Genomic DNA, 23,577 nt, shown 5'->3' on the forward strand with positions numbered 1-23,577 from the left:
TTCTTCGGGCTCTTCTGCCTCAATGGGACACATGGCGTTCACCACCGTTGCGGAACCGCCGCCGGGCCGACGCCACCTGCTCGTGACGGCCGCGCCGGGCTTCGGCAAGTCCTGGCTGGTCCGGTCCTGGCTGGCCGACCACTCGCCGACCTGGGCGGACGGCGACACCGACCTGTCCGCGGTCGACGGCTGGCTCGTCGTCGACGACCTGCCGCCGCTCGACCACGCCGCCGCGTCGGCCCTCGCCGCCCGGCTGGACCGGCTGCCCGCCGCGACACGGGCCGTTCTCGTCTCGCGTACGCCGTGGCCGGGCCGGCTGCCCGCCGACAGCGCCGTGCTGGACGCCCACGACCTGGCCCTGCCCGAGCCCACGGTGGGCCGGGTGCTGGCCGAGCAGTACGGGCTCGACTCCCCCGACCTGGCCCGCGCCGTACACGAACTCACCGCCGGTTGGCCGTCGCTGGTCCACCTCGCCGGGCGGCACCTGCAGACCGGGACCCTGGCCACCCTCTGCGCACCCGGCACGCCGCTGCACGGCTACGCCGCCGAGCACGTGCTCGCCCACCTGCCCGTGCCGCAACGGCGTCTGCTGGGCAGGCTCGGCGAGCTGGAGACCGCCTGCGAGGAACTGGTCGGCCCGCGTGAGCGCGGTACGCTGCGGCTGCTGGCGCGTACCGGGCTCGTCGTACCCGCCGGGGCCCCGCCGGGCGCGTACGGGCTCACATCGGCGCCGCACTGGCTGCGTCCCGTCCCGGCGCTGGCCGCCGTCGCCCGCCAGCGCGAACCCCTGGCCGCCGCGACCCGCCGCCGCCTGCACGCCGACGCCGCCGCATGGCACGCCGGGCAGCGGATCTGGGCGCAGGCCATCCGCCACCGGCTGCGGTCCGGGGACCTCGCCGCGACGGCGGAACTGCTGCGCGAGCACGGATCGGCGGCCGTGGCCGCAGGCGGAGCCGGTGAGGTCATCGACGCCGTCACCGCCCTGTCCACCGGTCCGGATGCCGCACGCGGCGCGAACGCAGACAGTCGGTCCGCGAGCACACCCAGCCCCGACGCGCACGGCCGTGGCGACGGCCCTTCGCGCCGTACCGAGGTCAGCCTTCTGCTGCTGCACGGCGAGGCGCTCGCCGTCACGGGGCGGCTCGATGAGGCGCTGGCCTGCCTGACCCCGCTGGCCGCCAGCCGCGACACCCTCGAACCAGGGCTGGCCTGGCGGCTGGGCCAGACGTACTACTCCCGCGCCGAACACCGCGCCGCGTTCGACGCCCTCACCCGGGGCCGCCTGGACCGCGCCGACACGGTCGACGAGGCGCTGCTGCTGTCGTGGACCGCGGCCGCGTACTGGAGCGTCGGCGACCGCGACGCCTGCCACGACCACGCCCTGCGCGCCCGCGACGCCGCGGCGGCGACCGGCGACGACCGGGCCCTGGCCGCCGCACACGTCGCCCTGGCCCTGCACGCCGCGCTCGCCGGCGACCGCGCGGGCAACACCGAGCAGTACGCGATCGCGCTAGGTCACGCCGAAGCCGCCCGCGACGCCGTCCAGGCCGCCCGCATCCGCAGCAACCGGCTGTCCCAGCTGCTGGAGGAGGCCCGGTTCCCGCAGGCGCTGGCCGAGTCCGTCGACGCGGTCGCCGCCGCCGAGGCGTCCGGCAACGCCACCGCGCTGACCGTCGCGCTGGTCAACCGCAGCGAGGCGCTGTCCCGGATGGGCCTGCTCGACGAAGCCGAACGCTGCGGCGAACGCGCCCTGGCGATCAGCCAGCGGGCCGGGTCGGGCAAGACCGCCTACGCGCTGACCATCCTCGGCGACGTACGCGCCCGGCGGGGGCAGCGCAGCCTCGCCCGTGCGGCGTACGAGGAGGCGGTGCGCGCCGCCGACACCGACGGCATGCAGCAGTGCTTCGTACCCGCCATGGCCGGGCTGGCCTGTCTGGTCGCCTACGACGACCCCGCCACCGCCCGCCGCCACGCCCAGACCGCCGCCGCCCGCGCCAACGGGCCCCTGGCCACCCGCGCGCTGCTGGCCGTCGGCTGGACCGCGGTCGCCGCAGGCGACGGAGCCGCCGCGACCGAGGCCGCCGACCGGGCCGAGAGCTCCGCCCGCCTGCACCGCGACCGGGCCGGTCTCGCCGAAGCCCTGGAACTGCGCGCCGACACCATCGACCGGCCCTCGGCCCGGCGCACCGCGCTGGCCGAAGCCGCCCGGACCTGGCGGGCCACCGGCGCCCGCCTCGACGCCGACCGGGTAGCCTGCCGCCTCGGACAGCTACCCGGCGCCAGCGCCGAGGAGCAGCTCGCCTCCCGCGTCGCCCGCGCGTCCCTGGAAGCGGCAGGCGTGCTGGCGTCCACACCGGACGAAACGGCGTCAGCGCCGCACGTGGCCGTCCGGGTCCTCGGCCGGTTCGAGGTCGTCATCGACGAGACCCCGGTGCCGGGCGCGGCCTGGCGCTCCCGCAAGGCACAGGACCTGCTGCGCATCCTCGTCGCCCGGCGCGGACGGCGGGTCGCCCGCGAGGAGCTGGCCGCGCTGCTCTGGCCGGACGACGACGACCACCACCGCGTCGCCCACCGGCTGTCGGTCGCGCTGTCCACCATGCGCTCGGTCCTCGACCCCGACCGCAGACTGCCCACCGACCACTACGTGTTCGCCACCCCGACGGCGCTGGCCGCCGACCCCGCGCACCTGGACATCGACCTGGACACCTTCCTCGCCGAGGCGGACATGGGCCGCCGCCTGCACGACCAGCGCCGCCACCCCGAGGCTCGGGAGGTGCTGGCCGCCGCCGAACGCCGCTACACCGGCGACGTGTTCGAAGACGAGCCCTACGACGACTGGGCCGTGCCCACCCGCGAGGAGGCCCGCGCCGTCTACCTGCGCATCACCCGACTGCTCGCGACGCTCGCCGGGCAGCGTGGCGCGGTCGACGAGGCCCTGGACTACCTGCTGCGCATCCTGTCCCGCGACCCGTACGACGAGGCCGGGCACCGCGAGGTGATCGCCCTGCTCGACGCGGCCGGACGGCACGGCGAGGCCCGCCGGGCCCGGCAGCGCTATACCGCCGCGATGCGCGACATCGGACGCGACACCGAGATCACGGCCTGACGGACACCACTGGGCCGCCCGTCACAGCCGCAGTGGCAGGCTGCGCAGCCGGGGGCCGCCCGCGGCGCGGATCGCGTTGGCGACCGCGGCGGGCACCGGGCCGACCACCGGTTCGCCCATGCCGTACGGCACGTCGCCGCCACCGGTGAACGTCACCCGCACCGGCGGCGTGTCGGCCATGCCCAGGATCGGGTAGCTGTCGAAGTTGTCCGACACGACCTGCCCGTCCCGGATCTGCAGGCTCTCCCGCAGCGCCGAGCTCAGCCCCATCACGATCGACCCCTGCGCCTGCAGTTTCGCCCCGGCCGGGTTGACCACCAGGCCGCAGTCGACCGCCGCGTCGATGCCGGTGACCCGCAGCCGCCCGCCGGTCAGGTCGACCTCGGCGACCACGGCCACCACCGTGCCGACGTCACCGGAGCACGCGATGCCCCGGCCACGGCCGTCCGGCAGGGACTCGTGCCAGCCCGCCATCTGCGCCGCGGTACGCAGGACCGTACGCAGCCGATCCTCCTGCTCGCCGCCCCGACGCAGGTGGGCCAGGCGGTAGGTCAGCGGGTCGGTCCCGGCCGCCTCGGCCAGCTCGTCGAAGAAACTCTCCAGCGCGAACGTGTTCGGCATCAGGCCCAGCCCACGCCACGGCCCGGTCGGCACCGGCAGCTGCTCGCGGCGGTTCACCAGCCGGTACGCGGGCAGGTCGTACGGCAGGAACAGGCCCAGCAGCCCGCCCGGATCGAACCCGAGCAGGCTGCGGACCGGCTCGGGCAGACCCGCGACGGCCCAGATGATGTCACCGGCGGCGCTGTGCTGCTCGACGCCCCGGATCATGCCGTCGGACCCGATCGAGCCGCGCATCGTGGTGTGCGTCGGCGGCCGGTAGAAGGCCTGCCGCAGGTCGGTGTCGCGGGTCCAGCCGACGTGCACGGGGCGGCCGGTGGCCGCCGACAGCCGCGCGGCCTCCACCGCCAGGTGCTGGCCGCCCTTGCGGCCGAACGAACCGCCGAGCTGGGTCACGTGGACGACGACGTCGCGCTCCTCGCCCAGCGCGGCGTGCACGTCCTCCAGCACGCTCTCCGGGCTCTGGGTCGGCACCCACAGCTCCACCTTGCCCGCCGGGCCGGACTCCACCCGGGCCAGGGCCGCGAGCGGCTCCAGGTGGGCGTGGGCGGCCATCGGCGTACGGTAGTCGGCTTCGACGATCCTGCCCCGCGACAGCGCGGCGCGGATGGAGCCCTCTCGGCGCAGCACCACGCCGTCACCGGCGGTGACCTGCCGGTCGAGTGCCGCCGTGTCGACCCGGGTGCCTTCGCTCCAGGTCACCTTCAGGGCGCGGGCAGCCGCCCAGGCACGGGTCCGGGTGTCGGCGACCACCCCGGCGAAGCCGGCCTCGACGTCGATGACGACCTGCTGCACGCCCGGCATGCCCGCGGCGTCACCGGGTTCGGCGCTCTCCAGTTCCGCACCGAAGCGCGGCGGCACGGCGAACGCCCCGTATGCCATGCCCGGCAGCCGGGCGTCGTAGCCGTAGGTCGCCTCACCGAGCAGTTTGGCCCGGAAGTCGACGCGCGGCACCGACCGGCCGATGCTGGTGAACTCCCCCGCCGGGCGCAACTCCGGCTGCTCGCCGGGCTCCTGCCACGGCCCCTGATGGGCGGCGATCACCTCGGTGTAGGCCAGCCGCCGATCCGATCCGGCGATCTGGAAGCCGCCGTCGGCCGCGGTCAGCTGCCGCCGATCGACGCCGAGCTGCCCGGCGGCCGCCAGCTCCAGCATCGCCCGCACCGCCGCGGCCGCCTCCCGGATCGGGGTGTACAGCGAGGCCACCGACGTCGACCCGAAGGTGAACAGCGTCGACGCCGGGAACCCGCGGGCGGTGTCGGCCTGCACGACCGTCAGCCGCTCGGGCGGCACCCGCAGCTCCTCGGCCGCCACCTGCGCCAGCGCGGTGTGGATGCCCTGCCCCATCTCGATCTTCGGCACGTGCAGGGTGATGCCGTCGCGGGTCAGCTCGAACCACACCAGCGACGACTCGGGGATCTCCGTCGGCCCGGTGCCGCGTTCCAGCATCCACCGCACCAGCGACGGCCTGCCGTACTCCAGCGCGACCGGCACCCCGACCACCAGCGAGCCGACCGTCGCCCCGGCCCCGATCAGCAGGCGGCGGCGCGCGACCCGCCAGCGGCGGGAACGGCCGGTCGGCACGGGCGGCGCGGCGTCCATCCCGCTCATGCCTTGCGGGCCAGTTCGGCGGCGCGGGCGACCGCCAGCTTGATCGTGTTGTAGCCGCCGCACCGGCACAGGTTCGGCTGGGCCGCCTCGGCGATGGCGGCCTCGTCCGGCGCGGGATCGCGGGCCAGCAACGCGACCGCGCAGAGCACGTGGCCGGGCAGGCACCAGCCGCACTGCAGCGGGGTCTCCAGGAACGCCTCCTGCACCGGGTGCAGCGCGACGACCTCACCGGCGGCGTCGCGTTCGGCGAGGCCTTCGAGGGTCACCACGGGCCGGTCGCCGACCTCCGCTGCGGTGATCTGGCAGCTGCGCGCCGGGCGTCCGGCCAGCAGCACGGTGCAGCAGCCGCACATCCCGATCCCGCAGCCGTAGTGGGTGCCGGTCAGGCCCAGCTCGTCACGCAGCACCCACACCAGCGGCTCGTCGCCGTGCTCGACCTCGTGCTGCCGACCATTGATCAGCAACTGCATCGCGACCGCATCCGGAGCACCATGGGCGGTAAGTCTAGGCAGGCGTCTGCCGGATCACCAGGCTCGATCAGGCGGCAGATCAGACTGCCTGCTGCAGCAGGCCGTGGACGAACATCAGCCGGTGTACGGCACCGTTCGCGCCGGGCACGTCCACGCCCCAGCGGGCGGGGACCTCGGGGTCGCGCTGCCGTGCGCCGGGGAAGCCGGCCAGCACGTCGCCCACCACGCACGACCACGGCGCGAGCCGCTCGACCGGGCCCAGTTCAGGCACGGGTTCATCCGCCGCGCGTACCAGCCACGCGTGCAGCACGAAGTCCTCCGTGCCCACCAGCGCCTCCCAGCGCAGCTCCGGCCACAGGCCCGGCAGCCGCCACTGGTGCGCCGTCATCACCGCGTCCCCGAACGGCACCTGCCGACGCTGTTCGGCCGGGCCGAGCACCGCCTCATACAACGCCAGGCCCTTCGGCGCCGTCCTGGAGCGCTGCATCGTCTGCCAGCGGTTGTGCGCCGCCATGTACTCGGCGTGGGTGGCCGACAGATCCGCGCACGCCGCCTCGACCAGGTCCGGCTGCAGGTCGGCCATCCGCCGCAACAGCATGAGCTGGAACTCCCGCCGCGCGAATCCCTTCACGCCGCGAGCCTAGGACAGCGGCACAGCTCACCGCGCGGCTACCGACTGAAAACGCGCCCGAGTGGGCATCAGGTTGCCACCATGGAACTCCCCGTGAAAGGACGGAGCCGATGCCCGCCCGCCCCCGCAAGCGATGGACCGTCGCGCTGATCGCAGCCGCCGTGCTGACCCTGGGCTGCGGCGCGCTGCCCGACCCGGCCCTGCCCGAGGAGAGCGCGTCCCCGCCCGCCGCCCCGCAGACCACCCCGACGGCCAAGGTCGACGGCACCAAGACCGTCGGCGAGTTCCAGGAGGACGCCAAGGACGCCGTCGGCCTCGCCGAGCTCTACTGGTCAGCCGTGTTCAAGGCCTCCGACGTCACCTTCCGGCCCGTCAGCGCGATCCGGCCGTATCGCGACAACGGCGAGCTCGCCTGCGGCCGCGAACCGATCCCGGCCGAGAACGCCGTCTACTGCCCGGCCGGTGACTTCATCGCCTACGACGCCGACTGGGCCGTCACCGCCTTCCGCCGCATCGGCGACGCGTTCGTGTTCTACCTGCTCGGCCACGAGTACGCGCACGCCGTCCAGGCGCGCCTGGGCATCGAGCACCGCTACGGCATCGACCACGAGCTCCAGGCGGACTGCATGGCCGGGGCTTACCTCGGCGACTCGGTCCGCCGTGGCGACCTCAACCTCGACAAGGGCGACCTGGACGAGTTCCGCAGCGGGCTGCTCGCCGTCGGCGACCCGGAGGACCAGCCCTGGTTCGCCCCCGAGTCGCACGGCACCGTCGCCCAGCGCACCGACGCGTTCTTCTCCGGCTACGAGAAGTCGCTGAAAGCGTGCGATCTGAGCTGACCTCGCCCGCGCCGGTGGAGCTGGCCGCGATCCGCCGGCTCCACCGGCGATCGCGGCGTTACTCCTGGTGCCGGACGCGATGTGGCGGCAGGTGCGGTCGCTGACACCAACCGTGTGCTCCTCGTCTCAGGGGTGCTGGTCCTGCCGCCGCGCGAGCCACAGCCGCCAGGCGAACGGCGGATGGGTGAGCGACGGCCAGTGCCTGGACGAGTGGGTCCGCTCGATGTATGACGCCATCTGCTCGTGGCCGTGCAGCGCCACCGCGATCTGGTCGCTGCCGAGCTCGCCGGTCCAGTGTCGGATGACGGTGTGCAGGACGAGACTGGCAGCGGTGCCGATCCACACCGACGGAGCGCCAGTGACCAGAGCCGGAAGCACGAGGCTCCACCACAGCTGCCGGGCGACGAGGTGCCTGCCCGGATCGTTGCGCACCAGGTGGGCGAGTTCGTGCGCGATCACGTACGCGGATTCGGCGGGCCGGTGGTAGACCTCGCGCGAGACGCCGATGCGTGCCCTCGTGCCGATTCTCGCCGCGTGGTCGTCCAGGCGGTAGTCGTCACGTAGCCAGATCGCCAGGTCGGTGATCCCCCACCGGGCCACCAGCGCCGTCAGTTCCGGCGGGCTCGGCAGGAGGCTGGCCCCGGCGGGTGCCGGGACACGCACCCACCGCAGGCGGATGCCGTGTAGGAGCGTCGCGCCCGCCAGCCCGGCGGCGGCGAGGCCGACGACGAGTTCCGGGCCGACCTCGGACGGCCCGGCCAGCACGATGAAGGCGAGAGTGGCCAGGTACCCGAGCACGCTGACCGCCGCTGACAGGACGTGGACGCGCGGCTTCGGCCAGTCGCGGCGCGCCTGGTCGACGAGCAGCGCCCGGAAATCGGCGGACAGTGCGGCATCGTCCGCGGGCAGCGACGGCATGTGGCCGGCGGTCACCGCCATCTCGATGACGGCGAAGTCGGCGCCCAGTCCCCGCATCGTCTGCGCCGCCACGGACTCCGGGTCGCGCACCATGGCCAGCACCAGGTGCCCCGTGCGCAGCACACCCTTGTGCTTGAGCCGCCGGGACAGGCGGTGGGCTGCGTCGATGAGAGCTGCCGTCTCCGGCGTCCACGGAACGGGGGCGTTCCGTTCGATGGCGAAGGCCGCCGGTCGGCTGGCGGCGATCTCGCGGTGCACCGACGCGAAGTTGATGCCCTGCTGGGCCAGTGCCCTGACGGCGGGGTCGGCGTGATCGGTGAGCAGGCCCAGCAGCAGGGTGCCGCTGTCGAGGGTGTCGTAGCGCAGTCCACCGGCGGTCCGCTGCGCCATCACCAGTGCCTGGCGTGCCTCCTCGGTGAAACGATCAAGCACGGCGCGCCCTTCGGGTCGGTAGATCCCGCAGATCCTGCCATGGCTGCGGCAGTCCGGTGGGGCGAGCCCGCGCCTGATCCCGTTGTCACCGCAGCCTGCAGGTCAGGCGGGTGACCGCAGTCGTTTCTGGATCGATTCGGCTGGCGGACGGGACAGCGTCGTACGCATGAGGGCCCGCGCACCCGGTGCGCGGGCCCTCTCCGCAGGTCAGGTGGCTGCCGCGGCTTTGAGTTGCTTGGTGCTCTCGACGGTGACCTGCACGGCGCGGATCAGCGCCGGGATCGCGCCGACGATCAGCACGATCGCCCACACGATGCCGACGATCGCGAACACGATCCCGGCGATGGCGTCGGTAATGCTGACCAGCACGCCGGGCACCATGCCGTGCAGGAAGACCGCCACCACGTTGCCGAGCAGCGACGTGATGACCATGGCGACCAGGCCCTTGTTCTGCAGGAAACGCTGCTGCGCCGCGACGAGGCAGACCACGGCGACGACCTTCAGGAACATGATCAGCGACAGCACCGTCGCCGCCTCCCCGCGCGGGAACGACCCGAACAGGATCAGGTAGACGATCGTGCCGAACGGGAACGCCAGCAGCAGCGACACCATCAGGATGAGCTTCGCGATCGCCACGAACAGCAGCACCAGCGCCGTGATGATCAGGATGATCGCGCCGATGAGCGTGGCCAGGCCCTGGAGGCGGGCGTGCACCCGCTTGGAGGCGAGGATCGCCACGCCCATCAGCGCCGCCGTGCCGAGCAGCACCACGTCGATGAGGGCGAGGTAGCTGATCGCGATGCCGCCGGGGCGTTCGGCGACGCCCGGTGGCACGTCCGCGCCGAGCTGGGTCGCGGTGTCCAGGGCCGGGGTGGTCAGGCCGAGCAGCCACGAGCTGCCGGTCTCGACGGCCACGACCAGTCCCAGCGCGACGAGCGCGACGAAGAAGAACGGTGTGCGCAACCTATCCATCGCTGCCTCCCACGGTGACGGTGCACTTGTCGCATTCGAGGGTGATGTCGACGCCCTGGTCGTCGACGGCGACGCGGACCGCCTCCCCGGCGGGTACGTCACGGTCGAGCACGGTGTCGTCGTGCGGGGCGCGGGTACGCAGCCGCAGGTCCCCGTCCGGCCGCAGTTCGACCTCGCGCAGGTCGCTGTCGGCAGCGGCGACGGTGAGCACGCAGCCGGTCTCGACGACGAGCACGCCGTCGGTCAGGCACGGTGCGGACATGTCCGCCGGGTCGACGGGGTCGGGGTCGCCGAACCAGTCGCCGAGCGTACGGACCAGGGCGTTGTCCTGCGGGTCGGCCATGGTGCCGTCGTCGGCGGTGGCGACACCGGTGACGAACAGCGCGACGATCAGCACCGCGACGGCGGCGAGGATCTTCTGGCCCCGGGTCAGCGCGGGCATGTCAGTGCTCCAGGTAGACGCGCACGGAACCGGCCTCGGTCCCGGTGCCGTAGTCGTCGAGGACCTGGACGTTGACGATGACCCAGCCGTTGTCGCGCACGTTGTTGACGGTCGCGTAGTTGAGGGTGGGCATGGCCGGGGTGAACTGGCGCGCGGTGGCGATCTGGCTGGACACGGGCGGCGTGGGCTGGCAGACCTCACCGAACGCCGAGCGGGTGCAGCGTTCGATCTGGACGGTGATCAGCCAGCGGACCGGCCACGAGTCGGGCTGGGTCCACAGCACGTTAGGCATGCGGCCGGGCGGCACGCTGGAGTTGGTGACCGGCTGGGAGATGACGGGCTTGGCCGCGGCGGCCGACACGCCCAGGTCGACGGTGCTGCCCTTGGCCGCGGTCGCACCGCCGGGCAGGGACTGGCGGGTGACCGCGCCGGGGCCGCGGGAGTTGTCCCAGCCGTACTGGATGGTCCCGGCGACGAACCCGGCCTTGGCCAGGGCGGCCTTGGCGTCGTTGGGCGGCAGGCCGATCAGCTTGGGCACGGCGACCAGTTCCACCGGGGCAGCGCTGGCCGACGGCTCGGCGCTGGCCGACGCGCTCGCCTGCGGCGTGGGCGGCGGCTGCTCGCCCTCGGGCCACACCACCCAGGTGATCACGCCGATGACCAGGACGGCCAGGGCCGCGGCGACGACGATCCACCACGGGAACGGCTTCTTCTCCGGCGCGGGCGGAGCCGGGACGACGACCGCGACGCGGCGGCTGAGCACCGACGTCTCCTCGGGCGCGTCGGACAGCTCGGCGTCGCGCTGCGCGCCCAGGGCCAGCGGCGGGGTCAGCCGGGCCTGGAACTCGTAGCGCCCGGCCGGGGCGTCCTGCGGCACGTTGATCTTCACGACGAGCGGGGCGGTCGCGCCGGGCTTGGGGCGCGGGTACTCCTCCACCGAGAACCACGACGCGTCGGTGTCCTGGCCGGTGTGGAAGTCGATGCCGGGACGGCCGGTACGCCGGGACTGGTTGGTGATGGTGAAGGTGACCTCGGCCGCGCGGTCCTGGCCGAGGGTCACCTCCGGCGTCGCGGTCGTGATGACCCACTTCTCGGTCTTGTCGGTCTTGTCGTTCACGGAAGGGTTCCCATCTCGAAGGTGGTGGCGGCGGGCTTGTCAAGCTCGACGATGTGCCGGACCCGCTCGGTCAGGTCGCTGCCGGCGGGGATGCGCACGATCAGGTGGAACGGCCGGTCGGCCGGCTCCTCGATCTCGATCTCGGTGAGACCGGTCGCGAGGGTCACGGCCTGGCGCAGCCCCTCGCGGGTGCCGCGCGACTGGGCCAGGGCGGTGCCGTGCGCGACCAGGTCGCGCCCGCTGCCCAGGTGGTCCACGGCGACCCAGCGGGCCAGGAACGGCACCAGCCGGTCGGGGGTGCGGTACGGGTGGAACAGGTCCTCGACCGTGTCGAGGCGGTCCTCGGCGGCCTCGTGCAGGGCCTCCATCACGTCCAGCAGCGCCCACAGCACCCCGGACGGGTGCATCGCCCGCTGGTAGGCGGCGGGCAGCATCGTGGCGATCGCGTCACGGCGCATCCTCGGTCACCACCTCGATGTCGTGGTCGCCCGAGACGAGCAGCCAGGTGGGCGGGACGGTGACGAGCTGGCGCAGTTCCGTGTCGGCGGCCGACCGCCACTGGCCCGGTCCGGCGATCACGTGCGTGCCGCGGTTGCCGCCCGCGAACACCTGCGTGCCGCCCGCGACGGTGCGCACCGGCTCGAACCGGGTGCGGTCACGCAGCGGCAGGCCGCAGTTGACCGACGGGGACTCCCACTGCGGCGCCGACGCGGTCGTGTCCAGCCGCAGCACTCCCCCGCTCTGGCTGGCCGCGTACGCGGAGCCGTCGACGAAGTCCAGGCCCCAGCAGGTGCCGCCGGTCCACCCGGCCGACATCTCCTGCCAGCGCACGTCGGCCTCGAACAGCCGGGCCCGGTAGCAGCCCTTGCCGGGCTTGCGCGGGTCGGTGGTGCCGGTGCCGACCCACAGCACCGTGTCCGGGCCGTCGAGCTCCACCGCCAGGGCGCGGGTGTCGACGCCGTTGAGGCCGACGTGGACGAACGTGCCCTGCCTGCCCCCGGCGACCGACAGGTACACCCCGTAGGTCGTCTCGGCGGCCAGGGCCACGCCCCACACGCCGCGCTCGGACACGAACGTGCGCACCGAGTTGAACCCCCGGTCCTGGTCCTTGGCGTCGACGATGATCTGCAGTGGGACCGCGCCGTCCAGCAGCGACATCTCGTACAGGCCGACGTCGGTGGCCAGCAGCAGCGACACCGCCTCCTCGCGGTCGATCCACGCGGCCTCCAGCACCACCGCGTCGATCTCGGTGAGCTTGCGCCACGTCTCGCCCAGGTCGCCCGACACGTACACGCACGAGCCGCCCTCGTCGGTGTTGGTGACCACGGCGACCGCGCCGGGGCGGGCGACGACGCCGGGCCGGTCGGACACCGGCGCGGGCACCACCTGGCGCACCGCCTCGCCCGCGAACCCGGTCACCAGTTCCCAGCCGACGCCGTCGTTGGTGGACCGGAACACCTGCTCGCCACCCCCGGCGTACCAGGTGCCGAGCTGGTAGCCGTCGGCGGCGATGGAGCTGACGTCGCGGCTCGGCGCGTGCTCCAGCACGAAGCGCACGTCGTCGACGTAGCGCACGCCGGGTTCGGCCTGCTCGAGGATGCGGTACACGTTCGAGGCGCGCAGCGGTTCGCCGAACGCCCAGCCCTCGACGGTCGCGGGGGCGGGCAGCGGGCTGATCGTCTGGTGCAGGCGGTCGTGGATACGCCGCCGGACGGCGTCGACGTCCTCCTGCCGGCCGACCACGACCTTGCCCTTGATCGCCACCGTCTTGTAGCGGGCCCAGGTCGTGGTGACCGAGGTGCCCAGCGCGCGGCGGCGGTCCAGGTCGGCCTGCGTGTGCAGGCGCACCTCGTCGAGCTGGCGTTCCAGCAGCGCCGCGACCGGCAGCCGCCAGCCGGGCCGGGCCGACTCGGGCACGAACGGCACCAGTGTCACCTCGACCTCGCCGGGCCGCGCGAACGACCACATCGACGCCCGCGTGAACGCCCGCGCCCGTGCCACGGCCGGGGACCCGGCGGTGGCCAGCAGCTCGAAGTCACGCGCGGTGACCGCCCGGTGCAGGCTGAACAGCTCGTACGGCCCCCGGCGCGCGGCGGCGTCGACAGGTTCGATGTCCCGGCCGCCACGGGCGGCTTCGGCGTTGTTGACGCGTACGCCCGGGATCTGGTCGCGCAGCGCGGTCAGCGTGCCCGCCGCGACGTTGCCCGCCGCGCCGCCGCCGACCCGGTACCACAGCCGGATCTCGCGATGCGCCCCCGGCACCGCGCCGGGGACCGTGCCGCCGTCCAGCGCGGGCGCGAACGTGATCGTGCCCGCCGCCGGGTCCAGCAGGTACGCCCGGTCGTCCGGGCCCAGCCCCGCGAACGTCTCGACCCGCTGCCAGATCTCGAACGTGCGCCCGTCGAACTCACGGGCCGCCCCGGTCACCGCCCCGGTCGTCTGCACGCCGAGCAGCACCTCCAGCGGCTCGCCGGTGGTGACCAGCGGCGCCCGGTCGGTACGCAGCACCTGGCCGGGCAGCCCCGAACCCAGGCCCATCAGCTCGCCGTCGACCAGCTCGCAGTGGTAGGCCCGCACCCGGACCTCGGTCTCCCCCTCCGCGAGCGCCACCGGGGCGGTCGTGGTGAACACGACCGGCTGCGGGTCCGCGCCGCGCGCCGCGATCACGCGGGTGCCCGCCGGGATCGCGATGCGGCCCGTGTCCGCGCCGGTGCGGGTGAAGGTCAGCTCGGCCCACGCCGCCGCGGGCGGGCGGCGGGTCACCCCGAGCAGGTTCAGGAACTCCAGGTACGCCTTCTCCGGCAGCCGGTTCAGCCGGTACAGCATCACCTCGGTCAGGTACGCGAACGCCTCCAGCAGGGCCGCGCCGGGATCGTGCACGGACAGGTCGGTCCAGTCCGGACACGAGCGGCGGACCCGCTCACGGGCTTCGGCGACCAAGTCGCCGAACGTGCGGTCGTCCAGGTTCGGCACGGGGATCATGACGGTTCTCCGAGGTCGAGGGGGTAGTCGAGGACGCCGGTGGCCAGGGTCTGCCTGACCCGGTAGCGCAGGTGCACGTTGAGCCGCGTGGCGACGTCGGGGTCCGGGTCGGCGTCGACCTGCTCGACCTCGACGCGCGGCTCCCAGCGTTCGAGCGCGTGGCGTACGTAGTGGATGGCCAGGCCCGCGGTCGTCTGGTCGTTGGGCGCGAACAGCAGCCGGTGCAGGTGCGAGCCGTAGTCGGGGCGCATCAGGCGCTCGCCGGGCACCGTGCCGAGCAGCAGCATGATGGCCTGGCGGATGGCGTCGTCGCCGTGCACGAACGCGACCCGCCCGGCGGCGGAGGTGACGATCCCCTCGCCCTCGTCGAAACGCAGTGAGGTAGCGGTCATGACGATGCCTCCACGAAGGACTGGCCGGGCACGCGTACCCGGTAGTGGACGGTGCCGGGCACGGTGCCGTCGGTGAGGCCGTCGAGGCTGTCGAGCACGACGGCGTGGCCGTCGACGCTGATCCAGTCGCTGTAGCCGGTGAACACGCGCAGCGTCTTCACGCAGGGCTTCATGGTCGCGCCGATGTTGGGGCAGCGGGCGATGGCGCGGCCCTGCGGGTCGTCGTCGACGAGCACCGGGTGCCCGGCGATCTCGACCCAGTGCTGGGACGGGTTGTTGGCGACCTTGCCGTCGTGGTCGCAGCGCACGTCGAACGACGTCTCGACGATCCTCACGGGATCACCTCGGTGGGCAGCCCCGGGACCAGCGAGCGCTCGAAGTCGACGTTGGCCGCCCGGATGGTCATCCGGTGCCCGGGGGCCTCGATGACCAGGTCGGTGCGGGCCAGCAGGCGGACCTTGCCCGGCGCTAGTTCCAGGGTGCTGCCGTCGGCGTTGGCCAGTTTGATCGACTTGTCGGTGTCGTCGACGATCACCTGCTGGCCACCGGGGCTGTGCAGGCTCCACCGGCGTACCCGGCCGCCGCTGACGCCGCTGTCGGGCGGCGACTGCGCGCCGAAGACCGCGCCGAGCACGATCGCCTCGGCCGGATCCTCGTGCGGCAGCGCGAGCACGACCAGGTCGTCGGGGTCGGGCAGGGCGACGATGCCCTTGCCGGGCCCCGCGCCGGGGCACAGCACCGGAAGCCAGCCGAGGTCCAGGTCGCCGTGGCCGGGCAGGACCACCCGCACCCGGCCGCGCCCGTCGGGGTCGTCGACCTCGGTGACCCGGCCCAGCGCGACCGCGGCGGCCCCGGACAGAGCCGGGCCCTCGGGCGCCTCGGTGCCGAACGCGGTGCGGTAGCCGGTGGCGTCGATCGTGTGCACGGCCGTACACACCGGATACGTGCCGTCGACGGCGTCGTCGACACCCGCGATCTCGACCGCGCGGCCGGGCCGCAGCGCCGGGTCGCCCTGGGCGGTGCCGCTGACACACAGCACCCGCGCCGCCGCCCGGTCCAGTGCTGCCTGCGCCGCCTCGGCCTGGTGGCCGGCGGGCTGGTCGATCAGCGCCCGGTCACCGTCCCCGGCCAGTCCGGGCAGGAAGTCCGCAGGCCCCGGCCGGTACGCGGGCGCGGCGACCCGGCCCGTCGTGAACTCCCCACCGGGGTGCCACCCGAAGGTCGCCACCCCGCCGACGGCCCGGTCCGCGTGACCCTCGATCCGGCACTGCCACAGCGTGTCGCCGAACTTCAGCGCCACCGCGGCACCGCGCGGACGCAGCGCCTCCAGGGTCAGCGTCCGCCCCTCCAACACCGGGTACCGGCCGAGCCGGGCGGCGGTGCGGGCGAGCAGGTCCCAGTCGGTCGCCCGGTGTTGCAGCACCCGCTCCAGCGGCGGCCCCGGATCGGGGCAGCGGACCGTCAGGCCCAGCCCGGCGGTGAGTTCGCGGGCCAGGTCGGCGAGGGTGACGCCGGTGAACACGCGCGGGCGCTGCCGGGCCCGCAGGCGGTGCAGCAGGTCGTGGGCGACGACGGTCCAGCCGGTCTCCGAACCCGGCCCCCGGACCAGTTCGACCGTGGCGACCTCGCCCTCGAACAGTTCCTCGCCGTCGACCTCCAGGCTCAGCCGCCCGCCGAAGGGCCAGCCGGCGGCCGTGTCCACGGTCAGCTCCGCCTGCGCTGGCAGGCCGATGCGCTGCGTCACCCGCACGGACAGGACCCGGCCGGGCACGGTCACGCCGTCCAGGCGCACTGACACGACAGGAATGATCATGACGGAACTCCGAGGACAGACCCGGCGCGTACGGCCAGGGGGTTGTCGATGCCGTTGTGCTCGGCCAGTTCCCGCCACCGGGTCGGGTCGCCCAGCGCCTCGGCGGCGAGCAGGTCGAACCGCGCCCCGCCACCGTCCGAGCCGTCCCCGGTCGCCTCCACGGCGCTCGCGGCGGTACGGGCCGGTGGCGCGGCGGGCTCGCCCTCGCTGCGGACCAGCTTGAGCCGCAGCCAGGACCGGCGCGGCATACCGGAGGCGTCGATGGCGTCCAGGCGCTCGGCCACGTTCACCACCACGCCCGGCAGGTTCCACGTCTTGCCCCAGACCAGGCGTACCAGCGGCGGGCGGCCCTGCCCGTTCTCGGCCAGGTGCCACAACCGCCCGGTGAGCCGCCGCACGTCGTCGGGCCGGTGCGCGGGCTCGACCAGGTCCACATCGAACAGCAGGTCCAGGACCAGCTCGGTGCGCCCGCCGCCGGTGAACAGCAGCGCGTCGTCGACCCCGGTGCCGACCACCGCGCCGGGCAGCGCCGCAGGGCGCACCCCGGCCAGCCGCCGTACCACCAGGGTCTCGGGGTTGACCAGGCAGTCGATGCGCTCGCCGGTGGCGTCGACGAGAAAGGCTATGCGTTCCACGGCCTGCCCTCCTGTTGGCTCTGCCGCAGTCGCCTGCGGTCGGGATCGGTGCGCTCGGGTGCGGCGACGGCCCACAACTCAACGTCGTCGAGCAGTTCGGGCCAGGGCCCGGGCTCCGGCTCCACGCCCTGCCCGGCAAGCCGCGGCCACGGCGCAGAAGCAGAAACCGCAGGTGGCGTATCAGCAGCCGGCGGCATGCCCGACGCCCCGGATGCCGACCCGGATGCCGACGCGAACGGCCCCCGCCAGTCGGACCCAGCAGCCACCTCCTCGCCGGACCTGCTCACCGCATGTAGCGATGGCTGGCGGGCCTCCACAGGACGCCGCCGGGCCGGAGAGGTGGACGGCGTCAGTGCCGCCTCGGGCTGGACCGGCGACGTGACCGGCGATGCCGCCACGGACAGAGGCGATGCGATGTCCGTGGCCGGTGATGTCATCGCAGGCTGGGCCGATGTCGCCACCGCAGGTGAGGCGTCTGATCGGATCGGCGAGGCAACCGGGCGCATCGGCTCCGTCCAGGTCGGATCCGCCCGCACAGCGAAGCGCGGGAGGTCGTCCCGGCTGCGCGACGGCGTCTTGACCTGCTCCGCCTGCCCGGCACGGCCGAAGTTCTCGACCCGGTCGGCCCGGTCAGGCTGGTCGGCCCGGTCAAGCTGGTCGGCCCGGTCGGCCTGGTCGGGCTGGTCGGCCTGGTCGGGCTGGTCGGCCTGGTCGGGCTGGTCGGCCTGGTCGGGCTGGTCGGGCTGGTCGGGCGTCGAGGGTTCCGCTACGTCGGAGCTGCGGTCGGTGGTTTCGGCGCCGTCGGACTCACCGGCGGCGACGAACCGGATCGCCGTCCCGGAGGTATCACCCAGTGCGGGCCACACCTTCTCTGATGTGGACTCATCGGAGAAGATGTGCTCCGACGGCGATGATGTGGTCCCGGCAGGCCCTGTCTCCGCGCGGGCAGGCCCCGTCCCCACGCCAGCAGGCTCCGCCCGGCGCGGTTCGGAGGTCCCCACAGCCCGCGAGCCCGGCACCAGTGCCTGACGCTGCGGCTGCGGCTGCGGCTGCGGCTGCGGCTGGGCGATCATCACCGGGCTGGCCTGCGGCTCGGCCGCCGCACGGGCGGCCGAGCGCTCGCCGTCCAGCCACCGGGTGGGGCCGGACCAGGCTACCGGCGCATCGGGCATCGCCGAGCCGGGGTCGGCCGGGATGGCCGCGACGGCGACGAAGCCGTCGGCCGGGAGCGGATACAGCGGGGTGGCCGGGCGCAGGAGCAGGGTGGGCGGGGCGTCCGGTGCGGGCGTGCGCCCGCCGAGCCGGACGGCCCCGTCCCCGGGAGCGGGCATCCTCGGCTGGGGAGCGGCGCCCCTCAGGCCGAGGAGGCGCCGCAACCAGCCGAGCATGTCACGCAGCCGCGCCGACATTGCTGGTCTCCCGCTGGATGCCGTCGTGTGCCAGCACCAGCGTCTCCACCGCCAGTTCGCGGCTCATCGCGTCCAGCGGCGAGCCGTACCACTCCTGCGGCCAGGCGTTGACCAGGTTCCAGCGCAGCGCCTCGGCCGAGCCCGAGCTGTCGAGCATGACGATCGAGACGTTGCGGCGGCTGACCCGGCCCTCGACGGCGGTCATCAGCCACTCCCACAGTTCGAGGGACGAGGTGAGACCGAACCGCAGGGTCACCGGGGCGTACGTGACCCGGCCGGGGATGGCGCGCACCACCGAGTTGTTGCCGGCCTCGCGGTACGAGATGGTCTCGACCTTGATGCCCAGCCCGCCGACCTCGGTGAAGTGGCCCTCGGTGACGTTGTTGATGAGCAGCTTGAAGTTGTACGCGCGGTACGGGTCCACCAGGTTGCCCGGCTGGGCGGCGGGGGCGGGGGTCGCGGTCACCTCGGGCATGTCAGGCTCCTGCCTGGTCGCCGCCGGCACCGGCGGACTGGCTGATCTTGAAGATGACGAACTCGGCGGGCTTGACCGGCGCGATGCCGATCATGGTCACGACCTGGCCGGCGTCGCGGACGTCGGCGGGGTTGGTCTCCTCGTCGCACTTGACGAAGAAGGCCTCCTGCGGCGAGCGGCCCTGCAGCGCGCCGTCGCGCCACACGCGGGTGAGGAACGCGCTGACGTCGCGGCGGATCGACTTCCACAGCAGGGTGTCGTTGGGCTCGAACACGATCCAGCGGGTGCCGTCGCCGATGGACTCCTTGAGCATGTTGAACAGCCGCCGGACGTTCAGGTAGCGCCACTCGCTGCCGGAGGCGGCCAGGGTGCGGGCGCCCCAGATGCGGATGCCCTCGGCCGGGAAGTGCCGGATGCAGTTGACCCCGGCCGGGTTGAGCACGTCCTGCTCGACCTTCGTGACGCGGTACGACAGGTCGACCGCGCCGCGCACCGGCTCGTTGGCCGGGGCCTTGTGCACCCCGCGCAGGGTGTCGGTGCGGGCCCACACCCCGGCGACGTGGCCGCTGGGCGGGGTGTTGACGACATCGCCGGTCAGCGGGTCGCGGACGACCAGCCACGGCACGTAGAAGGTGCCGTAGTCGGACTGGCGCGGGCGCAGCCCGCTGTTGTCCTCGGCCGCCGGGGCGTCGCCGTCGACGGGCTTCTTCGTCGCGGGCTTGGGCGTGGTCACGCCGCCGACGCGGGTCAGCCGCTCGACGTCGCCGGTGTGCTCCGGCCCGTCGAGGATGGCCATCCGGTCGCCCATCAGCTCGCAGTGCGCGAGCAGGTCCTCGTACGACAGCGCGTCGGTGTAGCCGGGCGCGGCCACGATGGCGACCTCGTCGATCGCCTCCAGCAGGCGCAGCCCGCTGCGCTGGCGGCCCTTGCCCGCGACCGGGTCACCGGGGGCGATGTTGACGACGTAGCAGCGCCCGCCGCCGTTGTCGAAGAAGCCGTAGACGGCCCGCGACAGCGGGGTGCTGTCGTTGCTCTCGCCGACGAAGATCCGGACGAACTCCGACCAGCTGTTGACGGCGACCGCCTCGTTGCGGCGCGCGGTGTTGTCCGGTGCGGTGCCGACGAAGCCGGCGGTGCTGGTGCCGACCGACTCGATCGGCCTGCTGCCGCCGGACACCTCCTCGACGTAGATGCCGGGAGAGGAGTACACAGGCATTGCTAGACCTCCTGGATTTCGCAGGTGATGACGACAGGTTCGGCCGTGACGGCCGCGACCTCGGCGGTGAGCAGCAGCCCGCGACCGGAGACCAGCAGGCGCTGGGGCCGGTCGGCGACGACGGGCAGCTCGAAACGGCCCCGGATGTCGGTGTACGCGGCGGCGGTGCCGTCCTCGGCCGAGATCCGCATGCCGACCAGGGCCACCCCGCCGGGGGTCTGCACCCGTCCGGCGAGCCGCCGCAGCGCCACGGTGTCCAGCCGGGGCGGCTGGGTGACCCGTGGAACCCTGGGCGCGACCGTGGCGACCTGCACCGCGACCTCGCACAGCAGCGCGATCCGCAGCCGTGCGCCCAGCGCCGTCCACAACGTGTCCGGCACCGGCTCGGCCAGCAGGTACGGCACCCCGCCGGTGAGGATCCGGTCGAGTGCCTCGATGGCCGTGCTGTCGGGGCCGTCGGCGTGCAGCAGGAACCTGACCCGCAGCCGCAGCGGGTCACCGGGTCGTGCGGGCAGCGTCTCCGGCAGCACCGCGTACGGCCAGGCGGCCACCCACGGTCCGCCGAAGGCACCGGACTGCACGCCGACCGACGCGGCCGGATGCTCGATCCGCACCGCGACGTCGACCTCGGCCAGGCTGGCCAGCAGCAGCGCGGACGCCCTGGCCAGGGGCCCGTGGTCCTCGTGGTGGCGCATAGCGACCTCCGCCTCGTCTCGTGCCGGGGCGGCACGATCGCAGGACAGAGCGCTCAGTCACGGGCGGTGATACACCTACTGCTGTCAGCTCCGTGACGCGGAAGTCGCTGATTTCCGACGTCAGGCGGCCCCGGAGCCGAAGCAGCTGAAGCTGTACGCGGTCGCCCAGCGCTCCACCGGGGCGGCGGCCTGCGCGGCGGCCAGCGCGGCAGCGGGGTCCTGACCGGCGCGCAGCCGCTGGTGAAGGCCGAGCATCAGCTCGCGGGTCGCCTCGTCGTCGACGGGCCCGGTGCTGGCGACCAGGGTCCGCGCGCCCGCGCCGAGCAGGGCCGCGGTCAGGCCCATCAGCTCGTCGCCGGGATGCACGGCGGACAGGCCGGTGTCGCATGCGGACAGTACGACCAGGTCCGGGGCGCGGCGCAGGGTCGTCAGGTCGTGTACGGTCAGCGGCCCGTCGGCGAGGTCGAGGTGCGAGAACAGTGGATTGTCGGCGCGGAACTCACCGTGCGCGGCCAGGTGCACCCGCCGCGCCCCGTCGATCGCGGCGAGCGTGGCGGCGACCGTCGCCCGTGGACCGATCAGCAACCGCGCGGACGGGGCCAGCTCGGCCAGCGCCCGCACCTCGCCGATCGCGTGGTCCGGCCGGGCGGCGGCGACCAGCACGAACCGCTCGTCCAGCTCGGTACGGCGGTTGACGGTGCCGCGCACCCAGGCCGTCGCCGACGGCGCGACGGTGACCGGCCGCCCGCCACAGCTCGGCAGGGCCGCCCACGGCAGCGCCTGCAGCGCACCGGTCGGCACCACCACGAGATCCCGGTCCCCGGTCAGCCCCGCGACGGGTTTGAGCAGCCAGTCGTCGAGCTGCCGCAGGCCGTGCCGGGCGGCGGCCTCGGCGGCGGCCAGCGACGCGGGCGAGCCGTAGCGCAGCACGAGGCGCCGCATCGCGAACCGCAGCGCGGCGGTCTCCGGACCGAGCGCGGCCGCCTCGACCAGCGGGCACAGCCGCACCTGCCCGCCCGCGACGACGACGGCCAGCAGCCGCCCGTCCTGCTCGACGAGTTCGACCAGCGCGCGGTCGCCGAGCCCGGCCGTGATCTCGTCCACCGAACCGGGGGTGTCCACCGGAGACGTTCCCGGTTCGGTGCGCCAGGTGCGGCGGCGGATCGCGTCCTCCAGCGCGCGCTGGCGCTGCAACGGCCGGGTGCGGCGGATCGCGTCCAGGGAGTCGCCGGCCAGTTCTGCGGTGACGCGGCGCAGCTGCGCGAGTTCGCGTACCAGGTCGGGGTCGTCGTGCGGGGTGCTCGGGGGCAGCCGCAACGTGGCCGCGCGCCACCGCTCGGCCCAGGCGAGGACCTGGCGCGCGGAGCGTTCCGACACGGCCAGCCGCACCCCGAGCGCGGCCAGGTCACCGCCCTCGGCGGAGCTGAGCACCCGCAGCTCGGTCGCGCCGAGCGCGGCCCGGTACTGGTCGAGCAGGCGCAGCCCGGCCCGCAGCGCCCGCCTGGCCCCGGCCAGGTCACCCTGGTGCAGGCGGCTCAGCGCCTGCGCGTGGCAGGCCCGGATGCGCAGCCGGGCGGTGCCCCGTCCGGGCCGGACGGCAGCCAGGTCGGCCAGCGCGGCGGGGTCGCCGCTCTCGGCCGCGTACAACCGCGCCTCCAGCGCCTGCTCGGGCCAGCCCGCCGCGTCCAGCGCGTCGGCCAGCGCCCGCAACCGGGCCGTACGCCGCCCCGGCGCGGCCCGCACCTGCAGATACTCGGCGTGCACCGCCCACCGGCCGCGCTCCTGCCGGGTGAACGCCCGCCGGGCCAGCCGCGCCGGTTCCCGCGCCCCGGCCACGTCCCCGGCGGCCAGCGCCGCCTGCGCCTGCAGCAGTCGGGCCTGCGGCAGCAGCGTGCCGAGCCGGGCCGCCGCGGCGGTCTCGACGGCCTCCTGCGCGGCCTGGTGCGCCTCGGGCAGCAGCCGCGCCGCCAGCAGCAGCTCCGCCCGGTCGATCAGGGCCTCGGCGGGCCGCGACCCGCTGCGCCGAAAGTGCTCGTCAGCCCGGTCGTACCAGGTCAGCGCCGTGACGATGTCGCCGCTCTGCGCCGCGACGAAGCCGAGGTTGTGCTGCGCCTGCGCCGCCGCCGACGGCAGTGCCAGCTCGCGGTACAGCTGCTCGGCCCGCCCGAGGTCGGCCCGCGCGGCGGCGAACGCGCCCCGGTAGGCCTGCAGCACTCCCCGGTTCGTCAGCGCCCTGGCCTGCCACAGCCGGTCGTCGTGCCGCCGGAACGCGGCCAGCGCCGACGTGTACGCGGCCAGCGCCTGGTCGACGCGCCCCAGCCGCCGCAGCAGGATGCCGTGCTGCATCCGCGCCCGCGCCAGCGGTAATCCGTCCAGCGCCGACAGCGCCCGCCCGATCTCGGCCAGCGCCGCGTTCGGGCGGCCGAGGTCGTTGAGCACCAGCGCCAGGCTCATCCGCGACAGTGCCGCCAGCTCCGGCAACCGGGCCCGGCCCGCGACCGCGACCGAACGCCGCAGACGGGACGCGGCCAGCGCCGGGTCCTGGAGTTCGCGGGCGGCCAGGCCGAGGATGCGCAGGGACACCGCCGCACCGGCGGGATCGCGTTCGCGTTCGGCGCGGGCCAGCAGCCGTTCGCCGAGCACACCGGCCCGGCGCGGATCGGCCATCACCATGGCTAGTACGCGCTCATGCTGGCCGACTCTTCCACAACCGTCCCATCACGACGCAAGGTCGTGTCGCCGTTACGACACATCCCGATGTATCAGCAGGCCTCGCCCCGCACTCTGTTGCAGGACGCAACACG

Annotated in this window: 20 protein-coding genes; 2 read left to right on the forward strand and 18 right to left on the reverse strand. The window is 74.3% G+C overall.

Features of this window, described 5'->3' with window-relative positions; genetic code table 11:
- Positions 1–31 precede the first annotated feature (31 nt).
- The gene (locus HAV40_RS05375) at positions 32–3,106 is read left to right on the forward strand and encodes an AfsR/SARP family transcriptional regulator (RefSeq protein ID WP_166379539.1); all 3,075 of its coding nucleotides are present in this window, start codon (positions 32–34) and stop codon (positions 3,104–3,106) included.
- Between the two features lie 21 nt (positions 3,107–3,127).
- On the opposite strand, the gene HAV40_RS05380 is transcribed toward HAV40_RS05375, so the two are convergent.
- From HAV40_RS05380 to HAV40_RS05390, 3 genes are all read right to left on the reverse strand, one after another.
- Positions 3,128–5,335: a xanthine dehydrogenase family protein molybdopterin-binding subunit gene (locus HAV40_RS05380; RefSeq protein WP_166379541.1), complete on the reverse strand. Its 2,208-nt coding sequence runs from the start codon at positions 5,333–5,335 to the stop codon at positions 3,128–3,130.
- On the reverse strand, positions 5,332–5,805 hold the full coding sequence (locus HAV40_RS05385; RefSeq protein WP_166379543.1) for a (2Fe-2S)-binding protein: 474 nt from the start codon (positions 5,803–5,805) through the stop codon (positions 5,332–5,334). The genes HAV40_RS05380 and HAV40_RS05385 overlap by 4 nt, the downstream gene beginning before the upstream one ends.
- A gap of 79 nt (positions 5,806–5,884) precedes the next feature.
- Positions 5,885–6,436, reverse strand: a complete 552-nt coding sequence (locus HAV40_RS05390) for a hypothetical protein (RefSeq protein WP_166379545.1) — start codon at positions 6,434–6,436, stop codon at positions 5,885–5,887.
- A gap of 110 nt (positions 6,437–6,546) precedes the next feature.
- On the opposite strand from HAV40_RS05390, the gene HAV40_RS05395 reads away from it, so the two are divergent.
- A complete protein-coding gene (locus HAV40_RS05395; RefSeq protein ID WP_166379547.1) occupies positions 6,547–7,275 on the forward strand; it encodes a neutral zinc metallopeptidase in 729 nt (242 codons plus the stop codon).
- A 126-nt stretch (positions 7,276–7,401) separates the two neighbouring features.
- On the opposite strand, the gene HAV40_RS05400 is transcribed toward HAV40_RS05395, so the two are convergent.
- The 15 genes from HAV40_RS05400 to HAV40_RS05470 form a co-directional block, all read right to left on the reverse strand.
- Positions 7,402–8,625: a Clp protease N-terminal domain-containing protein gene (locus tag HAV40_RS05400; RefSeq protein WP_166379550.1), complete on the reverse strand. Its 1,224-nt coding sequence runs from the start codon at positions 8,623–8,625 to the stop codon at positions 7,402–7,404.
- A 207-nt stretch (positions 8,626–8,832) separates the two neighbouring features.
- Positions 8,833–9,597 carry a hypothetical protein gene (locus tag HAV40_RS05405; protein WP_166379552.1) on the reverse strand — a complete coding sequence of 255 codons (765 nt, stop codon included), beginning with the start codon at positions 9,595–9,597 and terminating at the stop codon, positions 8,833–8,835.
- The gene (locus HAV40_RS05410) at positions 9,590–10,039 is read right to left on the reverse strand and encodes a hypothetical protein (RefSeq protein WP_166379554.1); all 450 of its coding nucleotides are present in this window, start codon (positions 10,037–10,039) and stop codon (positions 9,590–9,592) included. Before HAV40_RS05410 ends, HAV40_RS05405 begins: the two co-directional genes overlap by 8 nt.
- Position 10,040: 1 nt before the next feature.
- Entirely contained in the window at positions 10,041–11,156 is a 1,116-nt protein-coding gene (locus tag HAV40_RS05415; RefSeq protein ID WP_166379556.1) for a PASTA domain-containing protein, read from the reverse strand.
- Entirely contained in the window at positions 11,153–11,614 is a 462-nt protein-coding gene (locus HAV40_RS05420) for a phage tail protein (RefSeq protein WP_166379558.1), read from the reverse strand. The genes HAV40_RS05415 and HAV40_RS05420 overlap by 4 nt, the downstream gene beginning before the upstream one ends.
- A complete protein-coding gene (locus tag HAV40_RS05425) occupies positions 11,604–14,138 on the reverse strand; it encodes a putative baseplate assembly protein (RefSeq protein WP_166379561.1) in 2,535 nt (844 codons plus the stop codon). The genes HAV40_RS05420 and HAV40_RS05425 overlap by 11 nt, the downstream gene beginning before the upstream one ends.
- Positions 14,135–14,530 carry a GPW/gp25 family protein gene (locus HAV40_RS05430; RefSeq protein ID WP_166379563.1) on the reverse strand — a complete coding sequence of 132 codons (396 nt, stop codon included), beginning with the start codon at positions 14,528–14,530 and terminating at the stop codon, positions 14,135–14,137. Before HAV40_RS05430 ends, HAV40_RS05425 begins: the two co-directional genes overlap by 4 nt.
- Positions 14,527–14,865 (reverse strand): hypothetical protein, encoded by a 339-nt coding sequence (locus tag HAV40_RS05435; RefSeq protein ID WP_166379565.1) that lies wholly within the window; start codon positions 14,863–14,865, stop codon positions 14,527–14,529. The genes HAV40_RS05430 and HAV40_RS05435 overlap by 4 nt, the downstream gene beginning before the upstream one ends.
- Positions 14,862–16,328, reverse strand: coding sequence for a phage baseplate assembly protein V (locus tag HAV40_RS05440; protein ID WP_166379567.1), 1,467 nt, complete (start codon positions 16,326–16,328; stop codon positions 14,862–14,864). The genes HAV40_RS05435 and HAV40_RS05440 overlap by 4 nt, the downstream gene beginning before the upstream one ends.
- Before the next feature lie 11 nt (positions 16,329–16,339).
- Positions 16,340–16,978: a CIS tube protein gene (locus tag HAV40_RS05445; RefSeq protein ID WP_166379569.1), complete on the reverse strand. Its 639-nt coding sequence runs from the start codon at positions 16,976–16,978 to the stop codon at positions 16,340–16,342.
- Positions 16,966–18,309 carry a hypothetical protein gene (locus HAV40_RS38335; protein WP_239086347.1) on the reverse strand — a complete coding sequence of 448 codons (1,344 nt, stop codon included), beginning with the start codon at positions 18,307–18,309 and terminating at the stop codon, positions 16,966–16,968. The genes HAV40_RS05445 and HAV40_RS38335 overlap by 13 nt, the downstream gene beginning before the upstream one ends.
- Before the next feature lie 58 nt (positions 18,310–18,367).
- Positions 18,368–18,862: a phage tail protein gene (locus tag HAV40_RS05455; protein WP_166379571.1), complete on the reverse strand. Its 495-nt coding sequence runs from the start codon at positions 18,860–18,862 to the stop codon at positions 18,368–18,370.
- 1 nt (position 18,863) lies between these two features.
- A complete protein-coding gene (locus HAV40_RS05460) occupies positions 18,864–20,078 on the reverse strand; it encodes a phage tail sheath family protein (RefSeq protein ID WP_166379573.1) in 1,215 nt (404 codons plus the stop codon).
- A 2-nt stretch (positions 20,079–20,080) separates the two neighbouring features.
- Positions 20,081–20,773 (reverse strand): hypothetical protein, encoded by a 693-nt coding sequence (locus tag HAV40_RS05465; protein ID WP_166379575.1) that lies wholly within the window; start codon positions 20,771–20,773, stop codon positions 20,081–20,083.
- Between the two features lie 120 nt (positions 20,774–20,893).
- Entirely contained in the window at positions 20,894–23,440 is a 2,547-nt protein-coding gene (locus HAV40_RS05470) for a CHAT domain-containing protein (RefSeq protein ID WP_239086348.1), read from the reverse strand.
- Between the last annotated feature and the right edge of the window lie 137 nt (positions 23,441–23,577).

The organism is Catellatospora methionotrophica (assembly GCF_011297335.1).
Lineage (GTDB): Bacteria > Actinomycetota > Actinomycetes > Mycobacteriales > Micromonosporaceae > Catellatospora > Catellatospora methionotrophica.